The organism is Dorea sp. AGR2135 (assembly GCF_000420885.1).
Lineage (GTDB): Bacteria > Bacillota > Clostridia > Lachnospirales > Lachnospiraceae > Dorea > Dorea formicigenerans.
Map to the genome: position 1 here is coordinate 153,769 of NZ_ATVU01000001.1, position 26,934 is coordinate 180,702.

Annotated in this window: 24 protein-coding genes; 22 read left to right on the top strand and 2 right to left on the bottom strand. The window is 41.8% G+C overall.

The genetic code is table 11. From position 1 onward, the window contains the following. The first annotated feature begins 39 nt into the window (after nt 1-39). The 10 genes from G593_RS0100750 (at nt 40) to G593_RS0100795 (ending at nt 9,214) form a co-directional block, all read left to right on the top strand. Nucleotides 40-903 (top strand): metallophosphoesterase, encoded by an 864-nt coding sequence (locus tag G593_RS0100750; protein WP_005336577.1) that lies wholly within the window; start codon nt 40-42, stop codon nt 901-903. A 73-nt stretch (nt 904-976) separates the two neighbouring features. After that, nucleotides 977-1,720: a segregation and condensation protein A gene (locus G593_RS0100755; protein WP_029730419.1), complete on the top strand. Its 744-nt coding sequence runs from the start codon at nt 977-979 to the stop codon at nt 1,718-1,720. A 286-nt stretch (nt 1,721-2,006) separates the two neighbouring features. Further along, a complete protein-coding gene (gene scpB / locus G593_RS0100760; protein ID WP_005332498.1) occupies nt 2,007-2,588 on the top strand; it encodes an SMC-Scp complex subunit ScpB in 582 nt (193 codons plus the stop codon). Between the two features lie 100 nt (nt 2,589-2,688). Continuing rightward, complete coding sequence (locus tag G593_RS0100765; RefSeq protein ID WP_029730420.1) at nt 2,689-3,981, top strand: D-alanyl-D-alanine carboxypeptidase family protein; 1,293 nt, start codon at nt 2,689-2,691, stop codon at nt 3,979-3,981. A 154-nt stretch (nt 3,982-4,135) separates the two neighbouring features. Continuing rightward, nucleotides 4,136-5,227, top strand: coding sequence for a recombinase RecA (gene recA, locus G593_RS0100770; RefSeq protein WP_029730421.1), 1,092 nt, complete (start codon nt 4,136-4,138; stop codon nt 5,225-5,227). A gap of 3 nt (nt 5,228-5,230) precedes the next feature. Next, nucleotides 5,231-5,851: a regulatory protein RecX gene (locus tag G593_RS0100775; RefSeq protein ID WP_029730422.1), complete on the top strand. Its 621-nt coding sequence runs from the start codon at nt 5,231-5,233 to the stop codon at nt 5,849-5,851. Nucleotides 5,852-5,973: 122 nt separating this feature from the next. Then, nucleotides 5,974-7,527, top strand: coding sequence for a ribonuclease Y (rny, locus tag G593_RS0100780; protein ID WP_029730423.1), 1,554 nt, complete (start codon nt 5,974-5,976; stop codon nt 7,525-7,527). Nucleotides 7,528-7,667: 140 nt separating this feature from the next. Further along, the gene (locus tag G593_RS0100785) at nt 7,668-7,967 is read left to right on the top strand and encodes a hypothetical protein (RefSeq protein WP_005336572.1); all 300 of its coding nucleotides are present in this window, start codon (nt 7,668-7,670) and stop codon (nt 7,965-7,967) included. A gap of 16 nt (nt 7,968-7,983) precedes the next feature. Beyond that, nucleotides 7,984-8,523, top strand: a complete 540-nt coding sequence (locus G593_RS0100790) for an NUDIX hydrolase (protein WP_029730425.1) — start codon at nt 7,984-7,986, stop codon at nt 8,521-8,523. A gap of 151 nt (nt 8,524-8,674) precedes the next feature. Beyond that, entirely contained in the window at nt 8,675-9,214 is a 540-nt protein-coding gene (locus tag G593_RS0100795; RefSeq protein WP_005336570.1) for a hypothetical protein, read from the top strand. A 14-nt stretch (nt 9,215-9,228) separates the two neighbouring features. Here the strand turns inward: G593_RS0100795 and G593_RS0100800 are convergent, their stop codons facing one another. Continuing rightward, nucleotides 9,229-10,581, bottom strand: coding sequence for a polysaccharide biosynthesis protein (locus G593_RS0100800; protein ID WP_029730426.1), 1,353 nt, complete (start codon nt 10,579-10,581; stop codon nt 9,229-9,231). Between the two features lie 135 nt (nt 10,582-10,716). On the opposite strand from G593_RS0100800, the gene G593_RS0100805 reads away from it, so the two are divergent. From G593_RS0100805 to G593_RS0100860, 12 genes are all read left to right on the top strand, one after another. Next, nucleotides 10,717-11,175, top strand: a complete 459-nt coding sequence (locus G593_RS0100805; protein ID WP_005336568.1) for an RrF2 family transcriptional regulator — start codon at nt 10,717-10,719, stop codon at nt 11,173-11,175. Nucleotides 11,176-11,195: 20 nt separating this feature from the next. Further along, nucleotides 11,196-12,377, top strand: a complete 1,182-nt coding sequence (gene nifS, locus G593_RS0100810) for a cysteine desulfurase NifS (RefSeq protein WP_005336567.1) — start codon at nt 11,196-11,198, stop codon at nt 12,375-12,377. 33 nt (nt 12,378-12,410) lie between these two features. After that, the gene (nifU, locus tag G593_RS0100815) at nt 12,411-12,854 is read left to right on the top strand and encodes a Fe-S cluster assembly scaffold protein NifU (protein WP_005332537.1); all 444 of its coding nucleotides are present in this window, start codon (nt 12,411-12,413) and stop codon (nt 12,852-12,854) included. Between the two features lie 18 nt (nt 12,855-12,872). Continuing rightward, the gene (gene mnmA, locus G593_RS0100820) at nt 12,873-13,952 is read left to right on the top strand and encodes a tRNA 2-thiouridine(34) synthase MnmA (RefSeq protein WP_029730427.1); all 1,080 of its coding nucleotides are present in this window, start codon (nt 12,873-12,875) and stop codon (nt 13,950-13,952) included. Continuing rightward, entirely contained in the window at nt 13,949-14,755 is an 807-nt protein-coding gene (locus G593_RS0100825) for a histidinol-phosphatase HisJ family protein (RefSeq protein ID WP_029730428.1), read from the top strand. The genes mnmA and G593_RS0100825 overlap by 4 nt, the downstream gene beginning before the upstream one ends. 136 nt (nt 14,756-14,891) lie before the next feature. Beyond that, nucleotides 14,892-15,905: a type I glyceraldehyde-3-phosphate dehydrogenase gene (gene gap, locus G593_RS0100830; protein WP_005332543.1), complete on the top strand. Its 1,014-nt coding sequence runs from the start codon at nt 14,892-14,894 to the stop codon at nt 15,903-15,905. A gap of 148 nt (nt 15,906-16,053) precedes the next feature. After that, nucleotides 16,054-17,247: a phosphoglycerate kinase gene (locus tag G593_RS0100835; RefSeq protein WP_029730429.1), complete on the top strand. Its 1,194-nt coding sequence runs from the start codon at nt 16,054-16,056 to the stop codon at nt 17,245-17,247. Nucleotides 17,248-17,343: 96 nt separating this feature from the next. After that, nucleotides 17,344-18,093, top strand: a complete 750-nt coding sequence (gene tpiA, locus G593_RS0100840; protein WP_029730430.1) for a triose-phosphate isomerase — start codon at nt 17,344-17,346, stop codon at nt 18,091-18,093. Nucleotides 18,094-18,206: 113 nt separating this feature from the next. Continuing rightward, nucleotides 18,207-19,046, top strand: coding sequence for an alpha/beta hydrolase (locus tag G593_RS0100845; protein WP_029730431.1), 840 nt, complete (start codon nt 18,207-18,209; stop codon nt 19,044-19,046). After that, entirely contained in the window at nt 19,046-20,584 is a 1,539-nt protein-coding gene (gene gpmI, locus G593_RS0100850) for a 2,3-bisphosphoglycerate-independent phosphoglycerate mutase (RefSeq protein WP_029730432.1), read from the top strand. The genes G593_RS0100845 and gpmI overlap by 1 nt, the downstream gene beginning before the upstream one ends. A 27-nt stretch (nt 20,585-20,611) precedes the next feature. Further along, a complete protein-coding gene (locus G593_RS0100855; RefSeq protein WP_029730433.1) occupies nt 20,612-21,316 on the top strand; it encodes a TraX family protein in 705 nt (234 codons plus the stop codon). Nucleotides 21,317-21,345: 29 nt separating this feature from the next. Continuing rightward, entirely contained in the window at nt 21,346-21,996 is a 651-nt protein-coding gene (locus G593_RS0100860; protein ID WP_029730434.1) for an HAD family hydrolase, read from the top strand. Between the two features lie 445 nt (nt 21,997-22,441). Here G593_RS0100860 and G593_RS0100865 read toward each other — a convergent pair whose 3' ends face one another. Further along, entirely contained in the window at nt 22,442-26,686 is a 4,245-nt protein-coding gene (locus tag G593_RS0100865; RefSeq protein ID WP_029730435.1) for a 2-hydroxyacyl-CoA dehydratase, read from the bottom strand. Between the last annotated feature and the right edge of the window lie 248 nt (nt 26,687-26,934).

Below are 26,934 nucleotides of genomic sequence, written 5' to 3' on the forward strand. Positions count from 1 at the left end.
AAACGTAAATAAGTGGAAGAATAAATCAGGAGAATATCTATGTCGACAACAGGAATCATAATCGGAATACTGGTGGCAGCAGTACTTCTTGTATTTGCAGAAATGTATCGGGAACTTCATACATTTCGGGTGACTCGTTACCAGGTGGCGTCACCGAAGCTTGCAGGGGAGAAAACATGGGTCTTTTTAAGTGACCTGCACAATCAGGTCTATGGAGTGAATAATTGCAGATTAATTGATGCAGTGAAAAAAGAGTCACCGGATCTGATTCTAATTGGTGGGGATATGTTAGTTGGAAAGAACGGACATTCCTATGAACCGGCCCTTGCCTGTGTGAAAGAGCTTGTGAAAATTGCACCAGTCTACTATGCAAATGGAAATCATGAAGAGCGTATGAAATTAAAACCACAGAAGTATGACCAGTCTTATGCTTTATATCGGGAAAAGCTGCTGAATCTGGGAGTACATCTTTTGGAAAATGAATCGATAGTTTTAAGTGATGAATCAAAAGTCCGCCTGACAGGGCTTGAGATTCCACTGGAGTGTTACACGCATTTGAAACGAAGAGAGATGCCAGAGGGAGCAATAAAAGAGCGGATCGGAAATCGGGATCCGGAAGCATTTCAGGTTCTTCTCGCACATAATCCTTCCTATATGAAAGAATACCTTGCCTGGGGAGCAGATCTGATCCTAAGTGGGCATCTGCATGGAGGTATGGTGAGAATTCCGGGAATCGGAGGTGTGATCGGACCGGATTTTGTATTATTTCCAAAGTATTCAGGAGAAATGCGGCGCGTGGGAGACCAGACTGTCATTGTAAGTAAAGGGCTTGGAACCCACACCATTCATATCAGGCTCTTTAATCCGGCAGAGGTTGTTGTTCTGAGTTTAAATAATTGTTGAGAAATGTGAGAGAATCAAGTATAATAGATTGTCAGACCTAAAAGTCATGGAAATTTATGGAGAGTAATGAGACATGGGAATTCCGGTAAAATTGCAGGTGTTCGAAGGACCTCTTGACCTGCTGTTACATTTGATCGATAAAAATAAAATAGATATTTACGATATTCCTATTGTGGAGATTACGAACCAGTATATGGATTATATCAAAGCCATGGAACGGGAAGATCTCAATGTGATGAGTGAATTTCTTGTCATGGCAGCGACGCTTTTGGATATCAAGTGTAAGATGCTGCTTCCAAAGGAAGTAACAGAAGATGGGGAAGAGGAAGACCCAAGACAGGAACTGGTAGAACAACTTCTTCAATATAAGATGTACAAGTATATGTCCTATGAGCTTCGTGACCGAGAGCTGGATGGCGGCAGGACGATGTACAAAGATCCGACTATCCCGGAGGAAGTCATGGATTATGTGGAGCCGGTAGATTTGGACGAACTTTTAGGGAATCTGACATTGGCAACACTGAACCGTGTTTTTCAGGACGTGATCAGGCGTCAGGAAGACAAGATCGATCCGGTAAGAAGCAAATTTGGTAAATTAGAGAAAGAAGAAGTTACGGTTGAGGAAAAGCTGGAGACTGTGACAGATTATGCGAGGGAACACAAGCATTTCAGTTTCCGTACACTTTTGGGCAGCCAGAAGTCCAAGATGCAGACTGTCGTAACATTTCTGGCAGTGTTGCAGTTGATCAAGGAAGGAATCCTGATCGTACAGCAGGAACATGCATTTGATGATATTATGATTACTGCAAATCTTTAACGAAGTGTAGTATTAGTTGGAGAACCGTCTGGATGGTTTTGACAGAAGTAAAAGTGGTTCCCTTAAGAAAAGTCGTCAGATTTATATCAGCTGGGAGATGACTTCCACCTCTATAGGTGGTGAGAAACAAGCTGGTATCAGTGGTGGGAGTCAATCCCCCAGCTGATATAGCCTCCGGCAGGATTGCACAGGTGCGCAGTAGAAGTATGTTATGCAATTGCAGGACGCGCACCTCGCAGCAATAATGCCGAGGCATTCTTGAAAGATGGAGTGACTAAGAAATTATATGGGTAAAAAAACGGAGATAGGTAAGATGGAGGCTGTGATAGAGGCCATTTTATTTACAATGGGCGAATCAGTGGAACTTAAGAAGATTGCGGCGGCGATTGAGCACGATGAAGCGACTACAAGAAAGATCATTCATCGGTTGCAGGACAAATATGAAGCAGAGGACAGAGGTCTTCGTATTATTGAGCTGGAAGACTCCTTTCAGTTGTGCACGAAGCGGGAGATGTATGACTATCTCATTCGTATTGCAAAACAGCCGAAGAAATGTGTTCTGACAGATGTTCTGCTGGAGACATTATCAATCATTGCATATCGTCAGCCGGTGACAAAGCTTGAAATCGAAAAGATTCGTGGAGTCAAATCAGATCACGCGGTAAATAAACTGGTAGAATATAATCTTGCCTGTGAAGTGGGAAGACTGGATGCACCGGGACGGCCGATTTTATTTGGTACAACAGAAGAATTCTTGCGAAGATTCAGTATTCAGTCTATCGAAGATCTTCCGAGCATGCAGCCGGAACAGGTAGAAACATTTAAAGAAGAGGCAGAGGAAGAAGTACAGCTTAAATTAAATGTATAAACAGATATAGTAAATGAAACAGATAAAGTAAAGAAGAGATACATATTTGTGTGCAGAGTATCATAATCTGTAAAGATAACGGTGCTTCAGGGTACTGGATATGAATCAGATCAAAATAAAAATTATCGCAGTCTTACTTTTGCTATGTATATCTGCCGCCTGGCTGGCAAGATATGAAATTCAGGAATCGGGTCAGAATCTATCGGGTCAGATGGCTGACAAAATGAAACAAAATACAGACGAGCCACAAAATCTATACGCCCAATCGGCAGTCCTTATGGATGCTGACAGTGGGCGTGTTTTATTTGGAAAAGAAGAGGAAGCCATAAGGCCTATGGCAAGCACCACAAAGATTATGACCTGCATCATAGCACTGGAGCATATGACAGATAATGAGATAGTCACAGCGTCTGCATATGCTGCCAGTCAGCCGAAAGTTCATCTGGGTGTCCGGGAAGGGCAGCAGTTCTATCTGAGAGATATTTTATTCTCGCTTATGCTGGAATCGCATAATGACAGCGCAGTTATGGTTGCAGAAGAGATCGCCGGAAGCGTGGAAGCATTTGTAAAAATGATGAATGAAAAAGCAGAAGAACTGGGGCTTACTAAGACACATTTTGTAACGCCAAACGGACTGGATGGAGAGGATGAAGGTGGCGTGCACGCCACAACAGCCATAGAACTGGCGGAAATTATGAAATATTGTATTATGGATTCTCCGGAAAAGGAAATGTTTCTGGATATTACCGGAACGAAAGAATACCATTTCCGGGATCTTAAAGGAACTTCTTCTTATACATGCGCGAATCACAATGCTTTTCTGACTATGATGGACGGGGCGATTTCTGGCAAGACCGGTTTTACGGCAGATGCAGGATATTGCTATGTCGGTGCACTCAGACGTGATGAACGGACATTTATCGTGGCATTACTTGCCTGTGGCTGGCCGAATCATAAAGGATATAAATGGAGTGACACGAAGAAACTTATGGAATATGGACTTTCGAATTATGAGTACCGGAACGTATGGCAGGAGCTTCCAAAGCAGGAGATTGTTGTAAAAGATAGTGGTAACGACCAGAACATTTATCAGAAAAACAACGTGGCTGAGGTTGAAATTCAACAGAAGCCGGAAGTATTAAAAGTATTATTAAGAACTGATGAAAATGTAGAGATTTCCGTGCAAATGGAAAAAGCTTTGTCTGCACCGGTAGAAAAAGGGCAGAAAGTGGGAGAAGTGCGGTACATATTAGATAAAAATATTATTGGAAAATACGATGTTTTGACAAGAAGCGGGCTTAAAAAACGGACATTTTCCTGGTGCCTGAAAAGATGTATGGAGCGCTTTTTCTGCTATACAAGATGGAATACATTCTTCGTGGATTTGCGTTGACGGAGATCGAAAACCATGATACAGTTAACATTGTCAGGGGAAACAATTCTTACACACTTTTTCTTGTTTTTTCTATTGACAATTTGCGGCGGTTATAATACTATATTAATCAGATACCGAACATTCGTTCGGAGAACATCAAGGAGATTTAATTATGGCGAATAATGAAGATAAGAAGAAAGCCTTAGATGCGGCTATTGCAAAGTTAGAGAAGGATTTTGGTAAAGGTACGGTCATGAAGCTTGGAGACCCGGCAGCCCAGGTATCAGTGGAGACAATTCCGACAGGATCTTTAAGTCTGGATATTGCACTGGGACTCGGAGGTGTTCCAAGAGGACGTGTGGTCGAGATTTACGGACCAGAGTCCAGTGGTAAGACAACAGTTGCACTGCATATGATTTCGGAAGTTCAGAAAAGAGGCGGGATTGCAGGGTTTATTGATGCTGAACATGCTCTTGATCCGGTTTATGCGCGTAACATTGGAGTAGATATTGATGAACTTTACATTTCACAGCCTGACAGTGGAGATCAGGCGCTTGAGATTGCTGAGACAATGGCGCGTTCCGGCGCGATGGATATTATTGTCATTGACTCTGTTGCAGCGCTTGTACCGAAGCAGGAGATTGAAGGAGATATGGGAGATTCCCATGTAGGACTTCAGGCAAGACTGATGTCCCAGGCACTACGTAAGCTGACCCCTGTTATCAGCAAGTCTAACTGTGTGGTAATCTTTATCAACCAGCTTCGTGAGAAGGTTGGTATTATGTTCGGTAATCCGGAGACTACGACCGGTGGACGTGCATTGAAGTTCTATGCATCTGTCCGCATGGACGTCAGAAGAATCGAGACGCTCAAGCAGGGCGGAGAGATGATTGGTAACAGAACCCGTGTGAAGATTGTGAAGAATAAGATCGCACCTCCGTTCAAAGAGGCAGAATTTGATATTATGTTCGGAAAAGGTATTTCAAAAGAAGGAGATATTCTGGATCTTGCAGTAAATCTTGGACTTGTCAACAAGAGTGGTGCATGGTTCTCCTGCAATGGAGATAAGATCGGCCAGGGACGTGAGAATGCTAAGATTTATCTCACAGAGCATCCGGAACTTATGGAGTCTTTGGATAAGCAGATTCGTGCACACTATAATTTTGACGGATCAGCATCAGAGAAAGCGGATACAAAGGAAGGAAAAAGCAGTAAAGCTGACAGTGCGGTCAAAGTAGCAGCAGAGGCAGAAAAAGAGGACTAACAGATGGTTGTCACAAGAGTTGAAGCTGTGACAAAGACAAAGTATAAGGTATATGTAGATGGACAGTTTGCTTTTATATTGTATAAGGGTGAACTGTCCCGTTTTCATATAGCTGAAGATCAGGAATTGTCGCAGGAAAGCTATGAGAAGATTCGAACAGAGGTTATATTAAAAAGAGCAAAGCTTCGGGCAATGCATCTTTTGAATGATATGTGGCGTACAGAGGCGCAGCTTAGGGAGAAACTTACGCGTAATGAATATCCGGCAGATATCGTGGAGGCTGCAATCAGTTATGTAAAATCTTTTGGTTATATCAATGATTATGAATATGCAAGAAGTTTTATTGAATCAAGGAAAGAACGAAAAAGCAGGCGGGAGATTTATATGCAGCTTGTGGGAAAAGGAGTGTCCAGAGAACTAATTGATGAAGCATTTGAAGAGAACTATGAGCGTGAAGATTCTACGGAGGCAATTCGCAGACTGCTAGAGAAAAAGCATTATGATCGGGAGAATACGACGCCGGAGGAAAAGAAAAAAATAATGGCTTACCTTGTCAGAAAAGGTTTTGGCTATGATGATATCAGAAGAACCATGCAGATATATGAGTGTGAGATGTACAGTTGATATAAAGAAAACATATTTAAATTATAGAAGTTTTCAATGGTTAAGCTTGACATCTTTCACAAAACAGTATAGAATTTAACTGTTGTATTTGTACAATGAAAACTAAATAAGGAGGTGCTCCTGTGCCGATAGGAATAGTAATTGCTGTTGCAGTAGTGCTTGTCGTTGTGTCAGCAGTCATCAGTCACTTTGTAACCGTTTCTAATCTGAAGAAGAATGCGGAATCTAAGATTGGTAATGCGGAGAACAAAGCGCGTGAGATTATCGATGATGCAGTGAAGACAGCCGAGGCTAAGAAGAAGGAGTCTCTCTTGGAAATTAAAGAGGAATCAATCAAGAATAAGAATGAACTTGAGAGAGAGTCAAAGGAACGCAGATCTGAATTACAGAGATATGAGAAGCGTGTACTTTCCAAGGAAGAAGCTTTGGATAAACGGTCTGAGGCAATTGAGAAGCGCGAAGCAAGCTTTACAGCAAAAGAAGAACAGTTGAAGCAGCGTGAGAAGAAAGTTGACGAGCTGAGTCAACAACGTGTACAGGAACTAGAAAGAATCTCAGGACTTACCTCCGAACAGGCAAAAGAATATTTGTTAAAAACTGTTGAAGAAGATGTGAAACATGATACTGCGAAGATGATCAAAGAGATGGAAGCGCAGGCAAAGGAAGAAGCAGATAAGAAGGCAAAGGAATGTGTTGTCACTGCTATCCAGAGATGTGCAGCAGATCATGTAGCTGAGACTACGATTTCTGTAGTTCAGCTTCCGAATGATGAGATGAAGGGAAGAATTATTGGTAGAGAAGGACGTAATATCCGTACTTTGGAGACACTGACAGGTGTGGAACTGATTATCGATGATACCCCGGAAGCTGTTGTATTATCAGGCTTTGATCCAATCAGACGTGAAGTTGCGAGAATTGCGCTTGAGAAGCTGATCGTTGACGGACGTATACATCCGGCAAGAATCGAAGAGATGGTAGAAAAAGCGCAGAAAGAAGTCGATTCTATGATTCGCGAGGAAGGAGAGTCAGCTGCACTTGAAGTTGGTGTTCATGGAATTCATCCAGAGCTTATCAAGCTTCTTGGTAGAATGAAGTTCAGAACAAGCTATGGACAGAATGCGTTGAAGCATTCTATTGAAGTGGCACAGTTGTCCGGACTTCTTGCTGGAGAAATCGGTCTCGATGTCAGAGTGGCTAAGAGAGCCGGACTTTTACATGATATCGGTAAATCAATCGATCATGATGTGGAAGGATCACATATCCAGATCGGTGTTGACCTTTGCAGAAAATACAAAGAGTCCGCAACCGTTATCAATGCGGTTGAAGCCCATCACGGCGATGTAGAGCCGGAATCCCTGATTGCATGTGTTGTACAGGCTGCTGATACGATTTCTGCAGCAAGACCGGGTGCAAGAAGAGAAACATTAGAAACATACACAAACAGGTTAAAACAATTAGAAGATATCGCCAATCAGTTTAAAGGCGTTGAGAAATCTTTTGCAATTCAAGCAGGTAGAGAGATTCGTATCATGGTAGTTCCAGAACAAGTATCTGATGCAGACATGGTATTGCTGGCCAGAGATATTGCGAAACAGGTTGAATTTGAACTTGAATATCCAGGTCAGATTAAGGTAAATGTAATTCGTGAATCAAGAGTTACAGATTATGCCAAGTAGAAGATAAATGATAAGGAATCATCACATATAAAGCATAAAAGCTTATGGTGATGGTTCCTTTTTTGTATAATAAGAAATTGCTATAATAGTCCTAAAATGCTACAATTATGGTTGATAGTAAATAAAAGGAGATGTATGTGATGGATTTCAAAGAATATATCGTACAGAGAATCGAAGAGATGCCGCTTGTGACGCTGGCAACGGAGGAAAAAGATGGGGCAGTCTGCATCGATTTTACAAAAGTGGATGAGAAGATGTACAATGGAGTTCTGATTGGAAATACGGCAAATGCTGCGAAGATTCTGACAGAGGAATATATGACGGCTGTGACACCGGACGCAGAAAAAGATCAGCTGCTGTGGTTCACTTATGAAGGTATGACAGAAAAAAATCTCAAGAAGAAAATGAATATGATGGAAGCATTTGTATCATCTATATAAGAAAGGTGGCTGAATTATGAGCGAAGAAGTGAAACGTATCGGAAGAGATCTGGCATATGAAGGAACAGTCATAAAAGTTTATAAAGATCATATGAAATTTGCAAATGGTAACACGGCAGAATGGGATTTTATCCATCATGACGGGGCAGCCGCAGTTGTTCCGGTCATGGATGATGGAAAAATTCTCATGGTTACCCAGTATCGTAATGCGTTGGAGCGAGATACGCTTGAAATCCCGGCAGGGAAACTGGATGCGCCGGGAGAGCCTGGAATTGAATGCGCTTCCAGAGAACTGGAGGAGGAGACGGGATATCGTTCAGAGGATCTTGAATGGTTGATCACACTTCGGACAACAGTGGCATTTTGCGATGAGAAGATTGATATTTACGTTGCGAAAAATCTGATTCCGTCACACCAGCATCTGGACGAGGATGAATTTATCAATGTGGGAGCTTACACCATTGCTGAATTAAGAAAAAAGATTTATTCCGGTGAGATTGAAGACTCCAAGACGGTGGCAGCACTTCTCGCATATGCGGACAAATATGGAAAATAGCAATCTGCAGACATCAGTGTTTACATGAGATGGAAAAGCAGATTTTTGAACAAAGAAGAATCACAACAAGTAAATAAGAATATCTAGAAAGTCCAGGCATATAAATAGAGGGAGACTACATGCAAAAGTATCTGAACAGGAGGTTACGTGTGTGAAGATACAAAGAAGGCAAAGGTATCCTATTCTGATTTATATGCTGGGCTTTTTTCTTGGAATCATATATTTGAATGTTGCTTCGACCAGGTATGTTGTGGATGTGGGAATCTGGAGCGAGTGGTTCAGAAGCCAGTATCTTGGCTATGATTTGAAATCTTTTGATTATATGTGGTATGTAGCGCAGATACGCCTGCTTCCGGCAGGCGGACTTGCAATACTTGGTGGGACAAAGTTCCGGAAAATAGCAGCTTATCTGTTCCTTTTATGGGCTGGACTGGCAAGTGGCATGATTCTGACATCGGCACTTCTTATGCTGGGAGTCAAAGGATTGATATTATGCGTTATAAGTATGCTTCCGCATTTTTTGTGCTATATACCGGCTTATGCAATGCTTTTACTATATTTATTCCGATATCCGGTGAGCGAATGGAATTCTACGAAGACGTTAAGTTTTGTATTATTTCTCACTATGGGAATTGCATTAGAGTGTCTGGTCAATCCGGTATTGTTGAAAATGTTTTTGAGAACATTATAAAAACTAGCATTCTTTTATGTGTTGTAATGAGAACTCAAAAGCATCTGGCGTAAATGATAGCTTATATACAAAATCCCGGTTACGAAAAGGAATATCTGGCTTGCCAGAAGGCAATGCAGGTATCCCGGGATTCCCCAATATGCTGTAAAATATAAGACACCAATGATCCGAATGAAAAGACTTAGCGTATTTAGCAAGAAAGAAATGCCGGTTTTTCCGAGACCATGGATAATGCTGATGAGTGCACTGTTGGCGTATAAAAATGGACACATCCAGGAAAGGGTACGTATGAACTCTCCGGCAAGAGAGCTATGGAAGAGCAGTCTTCCTAATGCGGGACCAAGTAGAAAGAATCCGGCCAGGCATCCAGTTCCAAGAAAAATGCAACCACAGAGGGAACTTCGGATCATTTTCTTTATACGTTGTACGTTTTTTTGAGTCTGGGCTTCTGTGATAGCAGGTAAGAGCATTGTGGAAGCAGAATTAGTAAGAGCGGATGGAAACAGGATACAAGGAAGAGCCATGCCTGTCAGGACACCATAAGTACTCAGGGCATCTGAGGTGGAAAGCCCATAAATTAGTAAAGAAGCAGGGATAGAGACTGCTTCGATACTTTGCAGTATATTTAAAAGTATACGATTACCGGTAAGGGGAAGAGAAAGTTTTATAAGCTCTTTTGCATCGGAAAATATTTGCTGTAAGGAAAGGGAAGACGGAATAAGAAAATAAAGCCCAGGTTTATTACGAACGCATTTTAGACTATAAAGGGCAGAAGCTATTTCACCGAATATCAACCCCAGAACAGCAATCCAGATGCCGGAAAATCCTTCTGTGTGGTTTAAAAACTGACAAATAACGAGAACACTGAAAATACGTACAGTTTGTTCTAATAATTGAGAGGATGAAGGAATTTTGGTGTCTTTTAGGCCGAGGCAGTATCCGGTAATACAGCTATGTATAGCACTGAAAGGAAAAACGTAAGAAAGCAGAATCAGAAGATGTTCACATCTTCGGTCACCAAGTACAGAGCCAGCTAAAAATGGCGCGAATTTTTGCAGAAAAATTGTAAAACAGCAGGAGACGGACAACGTGATGAGAAGTCCGGTATAGAGAAGCTGGCGGGCTTCTTTTTTTCTGCCCTGAACAAGACGACTGGCAACACTGCGGGAGAGAATCGTCTGGATTCCGGCACAAGTTGCGGAATAGCCAAGAGCATAAATGGGGAAAATAAGCTGGTAAAGTCCGACCTGAACCGCTCCAAATGTATGGCTTAGGAAAATGCGATAAAAAAACCCCATAAATCTGGTGAGCAGCCCTGTAACGGTTAAAATAAATGTCCCTTTGATAAGTGGATTGTGTAACTCCATGAAAGTACCTCAAAAGATGCCTTTATTTCTTTATTATATACGTAGGAAAAGCTTGACAGAACGGAAAATGAGTGATATTCTACTTAAAGTAAATCCCCAGTATTTTGCTAGGGATTGGAAAAGAAGGTGAAAATATTGAAACTGTCGACAAAAGGAAAGTATGGTCTGCGAGCCATTATCGATTTGGCGAGATTTAGCGAGAAAGAACCGGTATCCATCGGCTGCATAGCCACGAGACAAAAATTGTCTGAGCGATATCTGGAACAACTTTTTGCATTACTGAAAAAAGCAGGGCTTGTAAAAAGTATCCGGGGAGCGTCCGGAGGATATGTGCTTGCCCGTGATGCGTCAGAAATATCGGCAGGTGATGTACTGCGTGCCCTGGAAGGCAATCTGGAACCAGTAAGATGCGCAGCATTTTATTCAGAAGAAGGGTGTATGGCTTCAGATGAATGTGTCACAAAGTATGTATGGCAGAAAATCAACGACAGTATTAATAAAACCGTAAATGAAATCAAGCTGGATGAGCTTGTAAAAGAAAGCAAAGAACTGAATCCGGAGGGTGTTATCCACGGAGAATGCAGTCAACAATAGAGAAAGAAGGGTAATGTAAGATGTCTAAATTAATTTATCTTGATAATGCGGCAACAACAAAGACAGCTCCAGAGGTTGTAGAGGCTATGCTTCCTTATTTTACAGAATACTATGGAAATCCTTCCAGCGTATATAGCTTTGCAGCACAGAATAAAGAAGTGATCACACAGCAGAGAGAAATCATTGCAAATGCGCTCGGTGCCAAAACAGAAGAAATTTACTTTACAGCAGGTGGTTCAGAGTCTGATAACTGGGCATTGAAAGCAACTGCAGAGGCTTATGGAAATAAAGGAAAACACATCATCACAACAAAGATTGAACACCATGCAATTCTTCATAGTGCCGAGTATCTTGAAAAGAGAGGATACGAAGTAACTTATCTGGATGTAGATGAATATGGTGTAGTGAAATTAGATGACCTGAAAGCAGCAATACGTCCGGACACAATCCTGATTTCTGTGATGTTTGCAAATAACGAGATTGGTACGATCCAGCCAATCAAAGAGATTGGTGAGATTGCTCATGAGCATGGTATACTATTCCACACAGATGCAGTACAGGCATTTGGACAGGTTCCAATCAATGTTGACGAATGTCATATTGATATGTTGAGTGCCAGTGGTCACAAATTAAACGGACCTAAGGGAATTGGATTTCTTTACATCCGTAAAGGGGTTAAGCTCCGCTCATTCGTTCATGGCGGAGCTCAGGAGAGAAAACGTCGTGCCGGAACAGAAAATGTACCGGGAATCGTGGGAATCGGAACAGCAACTGAGCGTGCGATCCGCACGATGCAAGAACGTACAAAGAAAGAAACAGAAGTACGTGATTATCTGATTAAACGTGTTTTGGATGAGATACCGTATACAAGACTGAACGGACATCCGACAAAGAGACTTCCGAACAACGCAAACTTCAGCTTCCAGTTCATCGAAGGAGAGTCACTTCTGATCAGATTGGATATGAAAGGAATCTGTGGTTCCAGCGGATCTGCATGTACATCAGGATCTTTAGATCCGTCCCATGTACTTCTGGCAATCGGACTGCCTCACGAGATCGCACACGGATCACTCAGACTGACTTTGAATGAGGAAATCACAAAAGAAGATATCGACTACGTTGTAGACAGTCTGAAAGAAATCGTGGCTTATATCCGTCAGATGTCACCACTTTATGAGGACTTCTTAAAAAAACAAAAATAGATAATAAATCACAAACGTCAGGAGGAAATATAAATGTATTCAGCAAAAGTAATGGATCACTTTGAACATCCAAGAAATGTAGGAGAGATTGAGGATGCCAGCGGAGTAGGAACTGTTGGAAATGCAAAATGTGGAGATATTATGAGAATTTATCTGGACATCGACGAGAACCAGATCATTAAAGATGTAAAATTCAAGACATTTGGATGCGGAGCTGCAGTTGCAACAAGCAGTATGGCAACTGAGATGGTAAAAGGAAAGACGGTTCAGGAAGCGATGGAGGTTACGAATAAAGCGGTTATGGAAGCACTTGACGGACTTCCGCCGGTAAAGGTACACTGTTCCCTTCTTGCAGAGGAAGCAATCCATGCAGCACTGTGGGACTATGCACAGAAGAACGGTATTACAATTGAAGGACTCCAGAAACCGAAATCAGATATTCACGAAGGTGAAGAGGATGAGGCAGAAGAGTATTAAATCGCAAAGGTAGATGTGATGGAGAAGAAAAAAGTAGTAGTAGGAATGTCCGGTGGTGTGGATTCATCGGTGGCTGCCTGGCTTTTAAAGGAGCAGGGATATGATGTGATCGGTGTGACCATGCAGATCTGGCAGGATGAAGATGAATTCAAGCAGCAGGAAGAAGGCGGATGCTGTGGACTTTCTGCTGTGGAAGATGCAAGACGGGTAGCTGCCCGTCTGGGCATTCCTTATTATGTTATGAATTTTAAAAATGAATTTAAAAAATATGTCATCGATTATTTTATCGATGACTATTTGCATGGAAGGACACCGAATCCATGTATTGCCTGTAACCGTTATGTAAAATGGGAGTCTCTGCTTACAAGAGCGATGGAGATTGGCGCAGACTATATTGCGACCGGTCATTATGCACAGGTAGAACGGCTTCCTAGTGGAAGGTATTCTATTAAGACTTCCGTGACGAGCATGAAGGATCAGACTTATGCGCTATATAATCTGACACAGGATCAGCTTAGTAAAACACTGATGCCAGTCGGAAAGTACAGCAAAGACGAAGTACGTAAGATGGCTGAGAATATCGGACTTCTGGTTGCTCATAAACCAGACAGTCAGGATATATGTTTTGTTCCGGATGGAGACTATGCCACATATATAGAAGAAAACACTGCGGCAGGTTCAATCCGACCGGGGAACTTCGTGACTTCCGATGGAACGATTGTAGGACAGCATAAAGGAATCATACATTATACAGTGGGGCAGAGAAAGGGCCTTGGATTATCTCTGGGACATCCGGCATTTGTACTGGAGATCCGTCCAGAGACAAATGAAGTAGTTGTGGGAACCAATGAAGAATCCATGTCCAGATATGTACGTGCTAATCATGTGAATTTCATGTCGGTTGCTGACATTGATGGGAAGAAGCGTGCGTGGGGAAAGATCCGCTATAATCATAAAGGTGCATGGTGTACAGTCGAACGTACAGGAGAAGACGAAATTTTATGTACATTCGATGAACCGGTACGTGCAATCACACCGGGACAGGCACTGGTGCTTTATGATGGAGAATATGTTCTTGGAGGAGGAACGATTCTATGAAAACAGATGCACATATGCACAGCAGCTTTTCTTATGATGCAGAGGTCTGTCCAAAGAAAATGATAGAAGCTTCCATCCAGAAGGGTTTAAAAGCCATCTGCTTTACAGATCATTATGACAAAGATGACGATCAGTGGGGCGAGGGAGAGCAGATTTTTGATGTAGATGAATATTTTACAACTATGACAAGGCTAAGGGAACAATATCGGGATCAGATAGAGGTCCGGATAGGGGTTGAACTTGGTCTCGGACCGCATCTTGCAGAATATTACAGCAGGTTCGTTCCAAAGTATCCATTTGATATGGTGATTGGATCGGTCCACTCGGTTCAAGGCGTAGACCCGGCGTCCGAAAAGCTGTTTGAAGGAAAGACTGATGCGCAAGTATACAGGATGACCTTTGAGGAGAGTCTGGAGGATATCAGACATTTTCATGATTTTGATGTTATGGGACATCTGGATTATGTGGTAAGATATGGTAAGAACAAAGAAAAAGAATATTCGTATAAGATGTTTGCAGATGAGATAGATGCTCTTTTAAGAGAACTGATCGAACATGGCAAAGGACTTGAGCTTAATATGGCAGGACTCAAATATGGACTGCCCTTCGCACATCCGCATCCGGATATTCTGAAGCGTTACAGAGAGCTTGGAGGCGAAATTGTTACAGTTGGTGCAGATGGGCATCGGCCAGAGCATATTGCATGGGAATTTGACAAGGCGTGTGATATTTTAAAAGGGTGTAATTTTAAATATTATACAGAATTTAAGGAAAGAAAGCCGATTTTTTTGACACTTCGATAGAATTCGAAAAGAGACTTGAATTTTTGTACTTTATTTAGTACAATGAAAGAGGTTGATGAATCTTTAACAAACTTTTGTTGAAGAGATCAGCATAAAATGCAAAGAACTAAATTTAAAACTTTAGGAGGAATTAATCATGGCAGTAAAAGTAGCGATTAATGGTTTTGGACGTATTGGACGTTTAGCTTTCAGACAGATGTTTGGAGCAGAGGGATATGAGGTAGTTGCAATCAACGACCTGACATCTCCTAAGATGCTTGCACACCTGTTAAAGTATGATTCTTCTCAGGGAAGATATGCTTTAGCTGATAAGGTAGAGGCTACAGAGGATTCTATCATTGTTGACGGAAAAGAGATCAAAATCTACGCAAAAGCTAATGCTGAGGAACTTCCATGGGGAGAAATCGGTGTAGACGTTGTTCTGGAGTGTACAGGATTCTATACATCTAAAGAAAAATCCATGGCACATATCAAAGCAGGAGCTAGAAAAGTTGTTATTTCCGCACCAGCTGGAAAAGACCTGCCAACAATCGTATATAATGTAAACCACAATGAGTTAAAACCAGAGGATACAGTTATTTCTGCAGCTTCTTGTACAACAAACTGTCTTGCACCTATGGCTAAGGCACTGAATGATCTTGCACCGATCAAATCTGGTATCATGAGCACAATCCATGCTTACACAGGAGATCAGATGACTCTTGATGGACCACAGAGAAAAGGTGATTTAAGAAGATCTCGTGCAGCAGCAGTTAATATCGTACCAAACAGCACAGGTGCTGCAAAAGCAATCGGTCTTGTTATTCCAGAGCTGAATGGAAAACTCATCGGTTCTGCACAGCGTGTACCAACACCTACAGGATCAACAACAATCCTGACAGCAGTTGTAGAGGGTAACGTAACAGTAGAGCAGATCAATGAGGCTATGAAAGCAGCTTCTAATGAGTCATTCGGATACAACACAGATGAGATCGTATCCAGTGATATCGTTGGAATGAGATATGGTTCACTGTTCGATGCAACACAGACAATGGTTATGCCGCTTGACAACGGAACAACACAGGTTCAGGTTGTTTCCTGGTATGACAACGAGAATTCTTACACAAGCCAGATGGTAAGAACAATCAAATACTTCTCAGAGCTTGCATAAGATTTCGAGTATTTCATAAAGACTCACAAAGGGTCCGGTCTAATATGGACCGGATCCTTTTTAAGTAATAGAAATATAATTTTATTGCTTAAAAAGCATTTGGCAGAACAAGCCAGAGTATATTCATTTTGAGAATGGAGAGAATGTTATGTTAAATAAAAAATCAGTAGATGATATCAATGTAAAAGGGAAAAAGGTTCTTGTAAGATGCGATTTTAACGTACCACTTATTGATGGAAAAATCACAGACGAGAACCGTCTTGTTGCAGCACTTCCTACAATTAAAAAGCTGATTGCTGACGGAGGAAAGATCATCCTTTGCTCACACCTTGGAAAACCTAAGGGACAGCCAGTACCGGAGTTATCTCTTGCACCAGTTGCAGTACGACTCTCAGAGCTTCTTGGACAGGAAGTAAAATTTGCAGCAGATCCTGAGGTTGTAGGAGCTAACGCAAAAGCAGCAGTAGCCAATATGAAAGACGGAGATGTCATCTTACTTGAGAATACACGTTACAGAGCAGAAGAGACAAAGAATGAAGATGCTTTCAGCAAAGACCTTGCTTCTCTTTGCGAAGTATTTGTAAATGATGCATTTGGCACAGCACACCGTGCGCACTGCTCTAACGTAGGTATTACAAAATATGTGGACACAGCAGTTGTAGGATATTTAATGCAGAAAGAGATTGATTTTCTCGGAAATGCAGTAAACAATCCAAAGAGACCGTTTGTAGCAATTCTCGGTGGAGCAAAGGTATCCAGCAAGATTTCTGTAATTGAGAACTTGATCGATAAAGTTGACACACTGATCATTGGTGGTGGTATGTCTTACACATTCAGTAAAGCTCAGGGCGGTACAGTTGGAAATTCACTTCTTGAGGCTGACTACTGCCAGTATGCACTTGACATGTTAAAGAAAGCACAGGAGAAAGGTGTAAAACTTCTTCTTCCTGTAGATACAGTCATTGCAGATGATTTCTCCAATGGAGCAAATAAAAAAGTTGTAAAAAGCGGTGAGATTCCGGACGGATGGCAGGGACTTGATATTGGACCTGAGACAGAGAAAATTTTCTGTGACGCAGTAAAAGATGCTAAGACAGTTGTATGGAACGGACCAATGGGCTGCTTCGAGATGCCGAACTTCGCACATGGAACAGAGGCAGTTGCAAAAGCACTTGCTGATACAGATGCAGTTACAATCATCGGTGGTGGAGATTCCGCAGCAGCAGTGAACCAGCTTGGATATGGCGACAAGATGACACACATTTCCACAGGTGGCGGAGCTTCTCTGGAATTCCTGGAAGGAAAAGAATTACCGGGTGTTGCAGCTGCTAACGATAAATAAGTGACGAAAACCAAGTATACACTCGTATCCAATGTTTTTCTTTGATTAATTTCAGAAAAATACTGAACAATAAATTTCAAATTAGGAGATAAAATCATGGCAAGAAGAAAAATTGTTGCAGGTAACTGGAAGATGAATAAAGCTCCAAGCGAGGCAGTTGCTCTTGTAAATGAGTTAAAACCTTTAGTTGCAAATGACGAAGTAGATGTAGTGTTCTGTGTACCGGCAATTGATATTATTCCAGTTGCTGAGGCAGTAAAAGGGACCAACATTCAGGTTGGCGCTGAGAATATGTATTTTGAAGAGAGCGGGGCTTACACAGGCGAGATTTCACCAGCTATGTTAGTAGATGCAGGTGTCAAATATGTTGTTCTTGGACATTCTGAGAGAAGAGAGTATTTTGGTGAAACAAATGCTGATGTCAATAAGAAAATCCTGAAAGCATTTGAGCATGGTATTACACCAATTATGTGCTGTGGTGAGACACTGGAGCAGAGAGAGCAGGGTGTGACAATGGATTTCATCCGCCAGCAGGTGAAAGTCGGATTCCAGAATGTGACAGCAGATCAGGCAAAAACAGCAGTTATCGCTTACGAGCCAATCTGGGCAATTGGAACAGGTAAGACAGCAACAACCGAGCAGGCTGAAGAAGTATGCGCAGGTATTCGTGCATGTATCGCTGAAATCTATGATGAGGCAACAGCAGAAGCTATCCGTATTCAGTATGGAGGATCTGTAAATGCTGGAAATGCAGCAGAATTGTTCGCACAGGCTGATATCGATGGAGGACTTGTAGGTGGAGCATCTCTGAAAGCAGATTTCGGGAAAATTGTAAATTACAAGTAAGATTTTGAATCGCAGGGGGCGGCAGACACTTCCTGCGATTTTTACCCTGACTCGTCAAAGAGTCTTAAGGTATGATCCGTTTACGAAAATAAACAGCGCTAGAGGATAGTATTATGATATATAAAGAAATACCAATTCAAGTGGAAGGTTCTGATAAGACGAGTCGAGCACAGTTTTATATACTGGATACACTTCCGGACGAGATGAAGATCCAGAAACGGCCGATCATTCTGATTTGTCCGGGTGGCGGATACCACAAAGTCAGTTACCGGGAAGGAGAACCTCTTGCCATGCATTTTTTGAGTCTGGGCTATCATGCATGTGTGTTACAGTATTCTGTGTCACAGGAGGCATTTTATCCGACACAGCTTTTGGAAGTGACAGAGAGTGTCAGACAGATTCATGAACATGCAAAAGAATGGTATATTGACACAAAGAAAATTGTACTGGCGGGAGCTTCAGCAGGAGGACATCTGGCGGCTAATTACTGTGCATTTTGGAAACGCGAGTTTTTGGTGGAGAAAAGTGGTATGCAAAGAGAGATGTTAAAGCCAAGAGGCCTGATCCTCTGTTATCCGGTTATCACATCGGATCCGAAATATGCGCATACGCCAAGCTTCCAGAATCTTCTTGGAGATACAGTAGAGGAAGAGGCTTGGAACTTATCTTTGGATCATCAGATTACAGATTCCATGCCGCCTTGTTTTATCTGGCATACAGCAACAGATCAGACAGTACCGCTGCCGAATTCTCTGCTGCTTGCCATGGCATTATGGAAAGCAGGCATTTCGGTGGAGCTGCATGTGTATCCGGAAGGGATTCATGGACTCAGCCTTGCCAATGAACTGGTAGAATGTCTGGATGGCAGGGGTGTACAGGAGGAATGTACAAGCTGGATTTCACTTGTTGATACATGGCTTGACAGACTTATGAAGAAAGAAGGAGAAGAATAATGAGCAAGAGACCAACAGTTCTTATGATTTTAGATGGTTACGGTTTAAATAATAATCAGAAAGGAAATGCTGTAGCTGAAGCAAAGACTCCGGTTGTGGATAAGTTAATGGCAGAGTATCCATTTGTAAAAGGATATGCAAGCGGACTAGCTGTCGGACTTCCTGATGGACAGATGGGAAACTCTGAAGTCGGACATCTGAATATGGGGGCCGGACGTATTGTGTACCAGGAATTGACAAAAATCACAAAATCTATTCAGGATGGAGATTTCTTTGAGAACAAAGCACTGCTTGCTGCGTGTGAAAATGTAAAGAAAAATGATTCTGCACTTCATTTGATGGGACTTGTATCAGATGGAGGAGTACACAGCCATATTGAGCACATTTTCGGACTTCTTGAGTTGGCAAAAAGACAGGGACTTAAGAAAGTTTATGTACACTGCTTCCTGGATGGACGTGATACACCACCGGCATCAGGAAAAGAGTATGTAGAGCAGTTAGAAGCTAAGATGAAAGAAATAGGTGTTGGTGAAGTAGCGTCTGTTATGGGACGGTATTATGCGATGGATCGTGATAATCGCTGGGATCGTGTAGAAAAGGCACACCGTGCAATTGCATACGGAGAAGGCGAAAAGGCAACAAGCGGACCAGCCGGAATCCAGGCATCTTATGATAAAGATACAACAGATGAGTTTGTTCTGCCAACAGTTGTTGAAAAAGATGGAGCTGCGCTTGCAACAGTCAAAGAAAATGATTCCATCATCTTCTTTAATTTCCGTCCAGACCGTGCGAGAGAAATTACAAGAACATTTTGCGATGATAAATTTGAAAGCTTTGACAGAGGCGTTAGAATTAAGACAACATTCGTATGCTTTACAGAGTACGATGTGACAATTGAAAATAAACTTGTGGCATTTGGAAAAGAAAAGATTACCAATACATTTGGTGAATTCCTTGCAAAGAATGGACTTAAACAGGCACGTATCGCCGAGACAGAGAAATATGCACATGTGACATTCTTCTTTAACGGTGGAGTTGAGGAGCCGAATGAGGGCGAGGATAGAATCCTTGTGAAATCTCCGAAGGTGGCAACTTATGATCTGAAACCGGAAATGAGTGCTTATGAAGTATGTGACAAATTAGTTGAAGCAATTGAATCTGATAAATATGATGTGATTATCATCAACTTTGCAAACCCGGATATGGTCGGACATACTGGCGTAGAAGGAGCGGCAATCAAGGCTATTGAGGCGGTTGATGAGTGTGTAGGAAAAACAGTTGAAGCAATTAAGAAGGTAGATGGACAGATGTTTATCTGTGCAGACCATGGAAATGCAGAACAGTTGATCGACTATGAGTCAGGCGAACCATTCACTGCTCATACAACAAATCCGGTTCCATTTATTCTTGTAAATGCAGATCCTGCATATAAATTAAGAGAAGGCGGATGCCTTGCAGATATTGCTCCGACATTGATTGAATTAATGGGAATGAAACAGCCGGCAGAGATGACCGGAAAGAGCCTTTTAGTGAAATAGTCGGTGAAAAATTGTAAGGGGCAGAACATGAATCGAGATCAAATTAAATTTCTTGCAATCATTACCATGACATGCAACCATATTGCAAATATATTTCTGACACCGGGAACGTTACTATTTGAGGTTATGATCGACATTGGGTATTTTACTGCAATTACGATGTGCTATTTTCTAGTGGAAGGTTACGGTTATACCCATGATAAGAAAAAATATGGGGAGCGGCTGCTGCTGTTCGGTGTGATATCATTCATACCATTTTGTCTGGCATTTGGCATGGTCCAGATGAATATGCTGTGTACCTTATTTTTGTGTTTCCTGATTCTTAAGGTTATGGAAATGTCCACTTTAAAATGGGAAAAATGGATTGTAATATTAATTTTAATCTTTGTATCCCTGTATTCAGACTGGGCATTACTGGCTCCTGTTTTTACAATTTTATTTGCAAAAAGTAAAGGAAATCGAATAAAAACAGCAATATCATTTGGAATCGGAGCCTGTTTATTTGCAGGATTTAATTATTTGTCAAATTTAGAGAGTATGAATACGGGCAGTGCGCTGATTCATGCATTGTGTTCAGGTATCGGACCGGTTGTGGCAGGAATCATCATTTTATTCTGCTACAATGGAAAGAAATCTAATCATGCAGGGAAAGCGTCAAAATGGTTTTTTTACATATACTATCCGACGCATCTTCTTTTCTTGTGGGCAGTACATCAGCTTTTCATGTTGTAGAGAAGTATAAATAACAGGAGTACAGGAATATGAGCAAAAAATATGAGATATTTTTATTTGATCTGGACGGAACTATCACAGATTCTGCTCTTGGAATCACCAATTCAGTCATGTATGCATTGAAAAAGTTCGGCATCGAAGAGACAGACCGGACAAAATTATATAAATTTATCGGTCCGCCGCTTACAGAGTCCTTTGAGAAATTTTACGGTTTTACAAAAGAGCAGAGTCTGGATGGAGTAAAGTATTACCGGGAATATTATCATGATAAAGGCATCTATGAGAATCGTGTTTATGATGGATTAGAAGAAGTTTTAAAGAAGATAAATGAAGTCGGAAAGCAGGCAATTGTTGCAACATCAAAACCAGAGAAATATGCAAAGATTATTATTGATCATTTTCATCTGACTAAATACTTTGCATGCGTTGCAGGTATGGAGATGGACGGTGGAAGAGGAACAAAAGCTCAGGTCATTACCTATGCTCTTGAGAAAAATGATATTACAGACAAGTCTAAAGTACTTATGATCGGTGACCGCGAACACGATGTCATCGGCGCCCATGAAAATGGACTTGACTGTCTCGGCATTCTCTACGGATTTGGAAGCCGCAAAGAATTTGAAGAAGCCGGAGCGGATTACATTCGTGAAAATGTAGAAGACATTTTACAATTCGTATAAAAATTTATTCGCCAATATTAATCCAGAGAAAATTATTATTTGTCAAAGGCACGCTCGCGCTACCTTCCGCTGGTAGCGGTACATAAGGCGCTAAAAAACACCGCCTAAGTACCGACCGCTCCAGAGTACCTTTCTCCAAATAATAATTTTCCTGGATTTTCTATATTTTGAACAAAATTATAAGGTGATTTTCGCTTTTCGAAGGAATTATAAAGTGTAGTGATATTAGTGAATAAAAAGAATCCAGCAAGGTGATGTTATCTGACGGTAGAGTGATTTCTGATACATCTGCGAGTATAGTCTCATATATTTTACATTGTCTGAGTCCATACGGACGAGTTTGTAAAATATATGAGAAATAAACGACGCAGCAGATGTCAGAAATCATTCGTGTCAGGAACACATCTAGCTGGATTCTTTTTTATGTATCACTACAAATTATAAATTACGCCTCTAAATTCTTGTTTGCTGTGGAAAGCATCAGTTTAATTCGATTCAACTGATTTACTTCACTTGCGCCCGGATCAAAGTCAATCGCTACGATATTTGACTGTGGGTAGCGTCTTCGTAACTCTTTAATAACACCCTTGCCCACTACATGGTTTGGCAGGCAGGCAAATGGCTGCGTACACACGATATTTGGTGCACCGCTGTGGATCAGCTCTAACATTTCGCCGGTCAGGAACCAGCCTTCACCAGTCTGATTTCCAAGAGATACAATGTCAGAAGCCATCTTTCCGAGATCACGGATATCTGCCGGCGGGTTAAAATGTTTGCTCTTCTTAAATGCTTCGGTAGCCGGAGCGCGGAACCAGTCTATGACCTTGATGCCCCAATTTGCAATAGTTGCTTTTGATTTTGCAAATCCAAGCTTTTCTACTTTGAAGTTCTGATTGTAGAAGCAGTACTGCAGGAAGTCCAGAAGATCTGGGACAACAGCTTCAGCTCCTTCACTTTCCAGCAGATCAACCAGATGATTATTAGCTGCCGGAAGGAATTTGACAAGAATCTCACCGACAATGCCGACACGTGGTTTTTTAACATCTAAAAGTTCGATATTATTGTCAAAGTCTTCGATGATCTGACAGCATAACTTCTTGAATTTTCGTCTGGAGGGATAGCCGGAGGAGACAAACTCTTTACATACTTCCACCCATTTTCTGTGCATTGCATTCACAGATCCCGCAACAGCTTCGTATGGTCTTAACCGATACACACATTTCATAAAGATATCACCAAATACGACGCTGTAAATACCACGAAGTACGAGAGCGGGTGTGATCTTAAATCCAGGATTTTCTTCCAGCCCGCTTAAGTTAATGGAAATAACCGGAATATATTCGTAACCGGCTTTTTTTAGGGCACGGCGGATAAATCCGATATAATTGGAAGCACGGCAGCCACCACCGGTCTGGCTGATGATGACAGCAATCTTGTGTGTATCATATTTGCCGGAAAGGATGGCCTCCATGATCTGTCCGACAACCATAAGGGACGGGTAACATGCATCATTGTTAACGTATTTAAGCCCCACATCTACTGCCTGTTTGTTGTCATTTGGAAGGACTTCGATGTTGTATCCGGAAGCTTTAAATGCAGACTCCATCAGTTCGAAGTGGATCGGTGACATCTGTGGGCAGAGAATCGTGTAATTCTCGCGCATTTCCTTTGTGAAAGATACTTTTTCAATAGCTGCGGAATGAATCGTACGTTTGTCATTTCGCTGTTCTCTGACGCGGATAGCAGCCAGAAGAGAGCGGACACGGATCCTTGCAGCACCTAAGTTGTTGACTTCATCAATCTTCAGAGATGTATAGATCTTATCTGAATGATTTAAAATATCCGCAACCTGATCGGTTGTGACTGCATCCAGTCCGCAACCGAAAGAGTTGAGCTGAATCAGATCCAGATTGTCTTTTGTCTTTACATAGTTTGCCGCTGCATACAGACGGGAATGGTACATCCACTGATCCATCACGTTGAGTGGGTGCTCAGCTGGATTTAAGTGGGAGATGGAATCCTCAGTCAGCACAGCAATATTATAAGAATTAATCAGTTCTGGAATGCCATGGTTAACCTCCGGGTCAATGTGATATGGACGTCCTGCCAGTACAATACCTCTGTTTCCGGTCTCATCCAGGAATTTGATAACTTCCTCCCCTTTTCGACGCATATCTTCACGGCATGCTGCAAGTTCTTCCCATGCTGCATGGACGGCAGACTGGATCTCCTGATCGGAAATATCAAATTTCTTTCCAAGTTCTTCCACCAGGCGATAGGAGATCGTATCCTCGCTGGCAAAAGAGAGGAATGGGTGCATAAAATCAACTTCTCCATTTACAATGGCATCAATGTTATTCTTGATATTTTCGGGATAAGAAGTAACAATCGGGCAGTTGTAATGGTTGTCAGAGTCTGCAAATTCATTGCGCTCGTAAGGAATGCTTGGGTAGAAAATGTGTTTCACACCTTCGTTGATCAGCCATTGTACATGTCCGTGAGCCAGTTTTGCCGGGTAGCATTCAGATTCACTTGGAATGGACTCAATACCGAGTTCATAAATGCTTCTTGTAGAAGCAGGAGAGAGTTTGACAGAGAATCCAAGCTGATTGAAAAATGTGAACCAGAACGGATAGTTTTCGTATATATTTAATACACGGGGGATTCCGATTACACCGCGTTTTGCAGATCCTTCCGGCAATGGTTCATAATCAAAATAACGTTTTAATTTGTATTCAAATAAATTTGGCAGCTTATTCTCGGATTTTGCTTTTCCGAGTCCGCGTTCGCATCGATTTCCGGTAATGAACTTACGTCCGCCGCTGAAATGATTAATCGTCAGACGACAGTTATTTGTACATCCTTTACATTTTGTCATAGTTGTAGAATATTCCATGGCCTCAATGTCCTCAATAGAGAGCATAGTCGTGCCTTCGCATTCTACATAACGTTCACGTGCAATGAGAGCTGCACCAAATGCGCCCATAATTCCGGCAATATCCGGACGGATAGCCTCACATCCTGCGATTTTCTCAAAACTTCGAAGGACAGCATTGTTGTAGAATGTTCCACCTTGAACTACGATATGTTTTCCAAGTTCCGATGCATCAGAAACTTTGATGACCTTGAATAACGCATTCTTAATAACAGAATATGCAAGTCCTGCGGAGATATCAGCAACCTCAGCACCTTCTTTTTGTGCCTGTTTAACCTTGGAGTTCATAAATACAGTACAACGTGTTCCAAGGTCGATTGGATTTCTTGCAAATAAAGCTTCGTGGGCAAAATCTTCAACAGAATAATTCAGTGATTTTGCAAATGTCTCAATAAATGAACCACAGCCGGAGGAACAGGCCTCATTGAGCTGTACACTGTCAACGGTCTGATTCTTGATCTTGATACACTTCATATCCTGACCGCCGATGTCCAGAATACAGTCAACATCCGGCTCAAAGAAAGAAGCAGCATAGTAATGAGAGACAGTTTCTACTTCACCTTCGTCAAGGAGAAGGGCTGCTTTGATCAGAGCTTCTCCATATCCGGTAGAGCAGGAGTGTACAATCTGTACATCCTCTGGTAATTTGCTGTAAATATCTTTGATCGCAGTAATTGTTGTACCAAGCGGATCTCCATCATTGTTGTGATAGAAGGAATATAAAAGTGTTCCGTCTTCGCCGACAAGAGCTGCCTTTGTAGTGGTAGATCCGGCATCGATACCAAGGAAAGCCTTTCCTTTATAGGTAGCCAGATCTCTGATGGGAACCTGATCCTTGTCGTGCCGCTTTTTAAACTCTTGAAAGTCAGCTTCACTTGCAAACAAAGGTTCCATACGGTCAACTTCAAATTCCATCTTAATCTTGCCTTCCAGGCGCTTTTGCATCTCCTGGATTGGTACGTCCAGATCCTTTTTTGAGTTCAGGGCAGAACCAATGGCTGCAAACAGATGGGAATGATTCGGGGCAATGATATGCTCATCATCCAGATTCAATGTACGGATAAATGCCTTACGCAGTTCGGAGAGAAAATGCAGAGGTCCGCCAAGGAATGCAACGTGTCCGCGAATAGGTTTACCGCATGCAAGACCACTGATAGTCTGGTTGACAACTGCCTGGAAAATGGAGGCAGCCAGATCTTCTCTTGCAGCACCGTCATTGATGAGTGGCTGGATATCCGTCTTTGCAAATACACCACATCTTGCAGCAATAGTGTAAAGTGCTTTGTAATTCTTTGCGTATTCGTTAAGACCGGAAGCGTCTGTCTGAAGAAGAGATGCCATCTGGTCAATAAAAGAACCTGTACCACCGGCACAGACACCATTCATACGTTGTTCAATATTCCCGCCTTCAAAATAAATGATTTTAGCATCTTCACCGCCGAGCTCAATAGCTACATCGGTCTGAGGAGCGTAGTCCTGAAGAGCCGTGGATACGGCTATGACTTCCTGAACGAAAGGTACCCCCAGATGCTTGGCAAGTGTCAGTCCGCCAGATCCGGTGATGACCGGAGAGACGTGAATGGCACCAAGTTTATGAATGGCACGACCAAGAAGATCAGATAAAGTCTCCTGGATATTGGCAAAATGTCTTTCATAATCGGAGAACAGTACTTCATTGTCCTGATCTAATACAGCAATCTTAACTGTAGTAGAACCGATGTCAATACCGAGAGTGTAAATGTCGTTTTGAACCATAATTTATGTACTCCTTATTCAATGTTTATTATTAAAAAAGATATGATTAAAATTCATTTGGCAGATATCTCTTCCTATTATAATGTAATCTGCCAATATAACTAAAATATTATACGACAGTTTGCGCCAAATTACAATTAAGAAATCGTGTTCTTAACATAAAAGAAACATAAAAGAAACATAAAAGAAATATGAAATGTGAATAAAAAATTGTAAAAAATGTAAAATTACAGAAAGCTGGGGAGCGT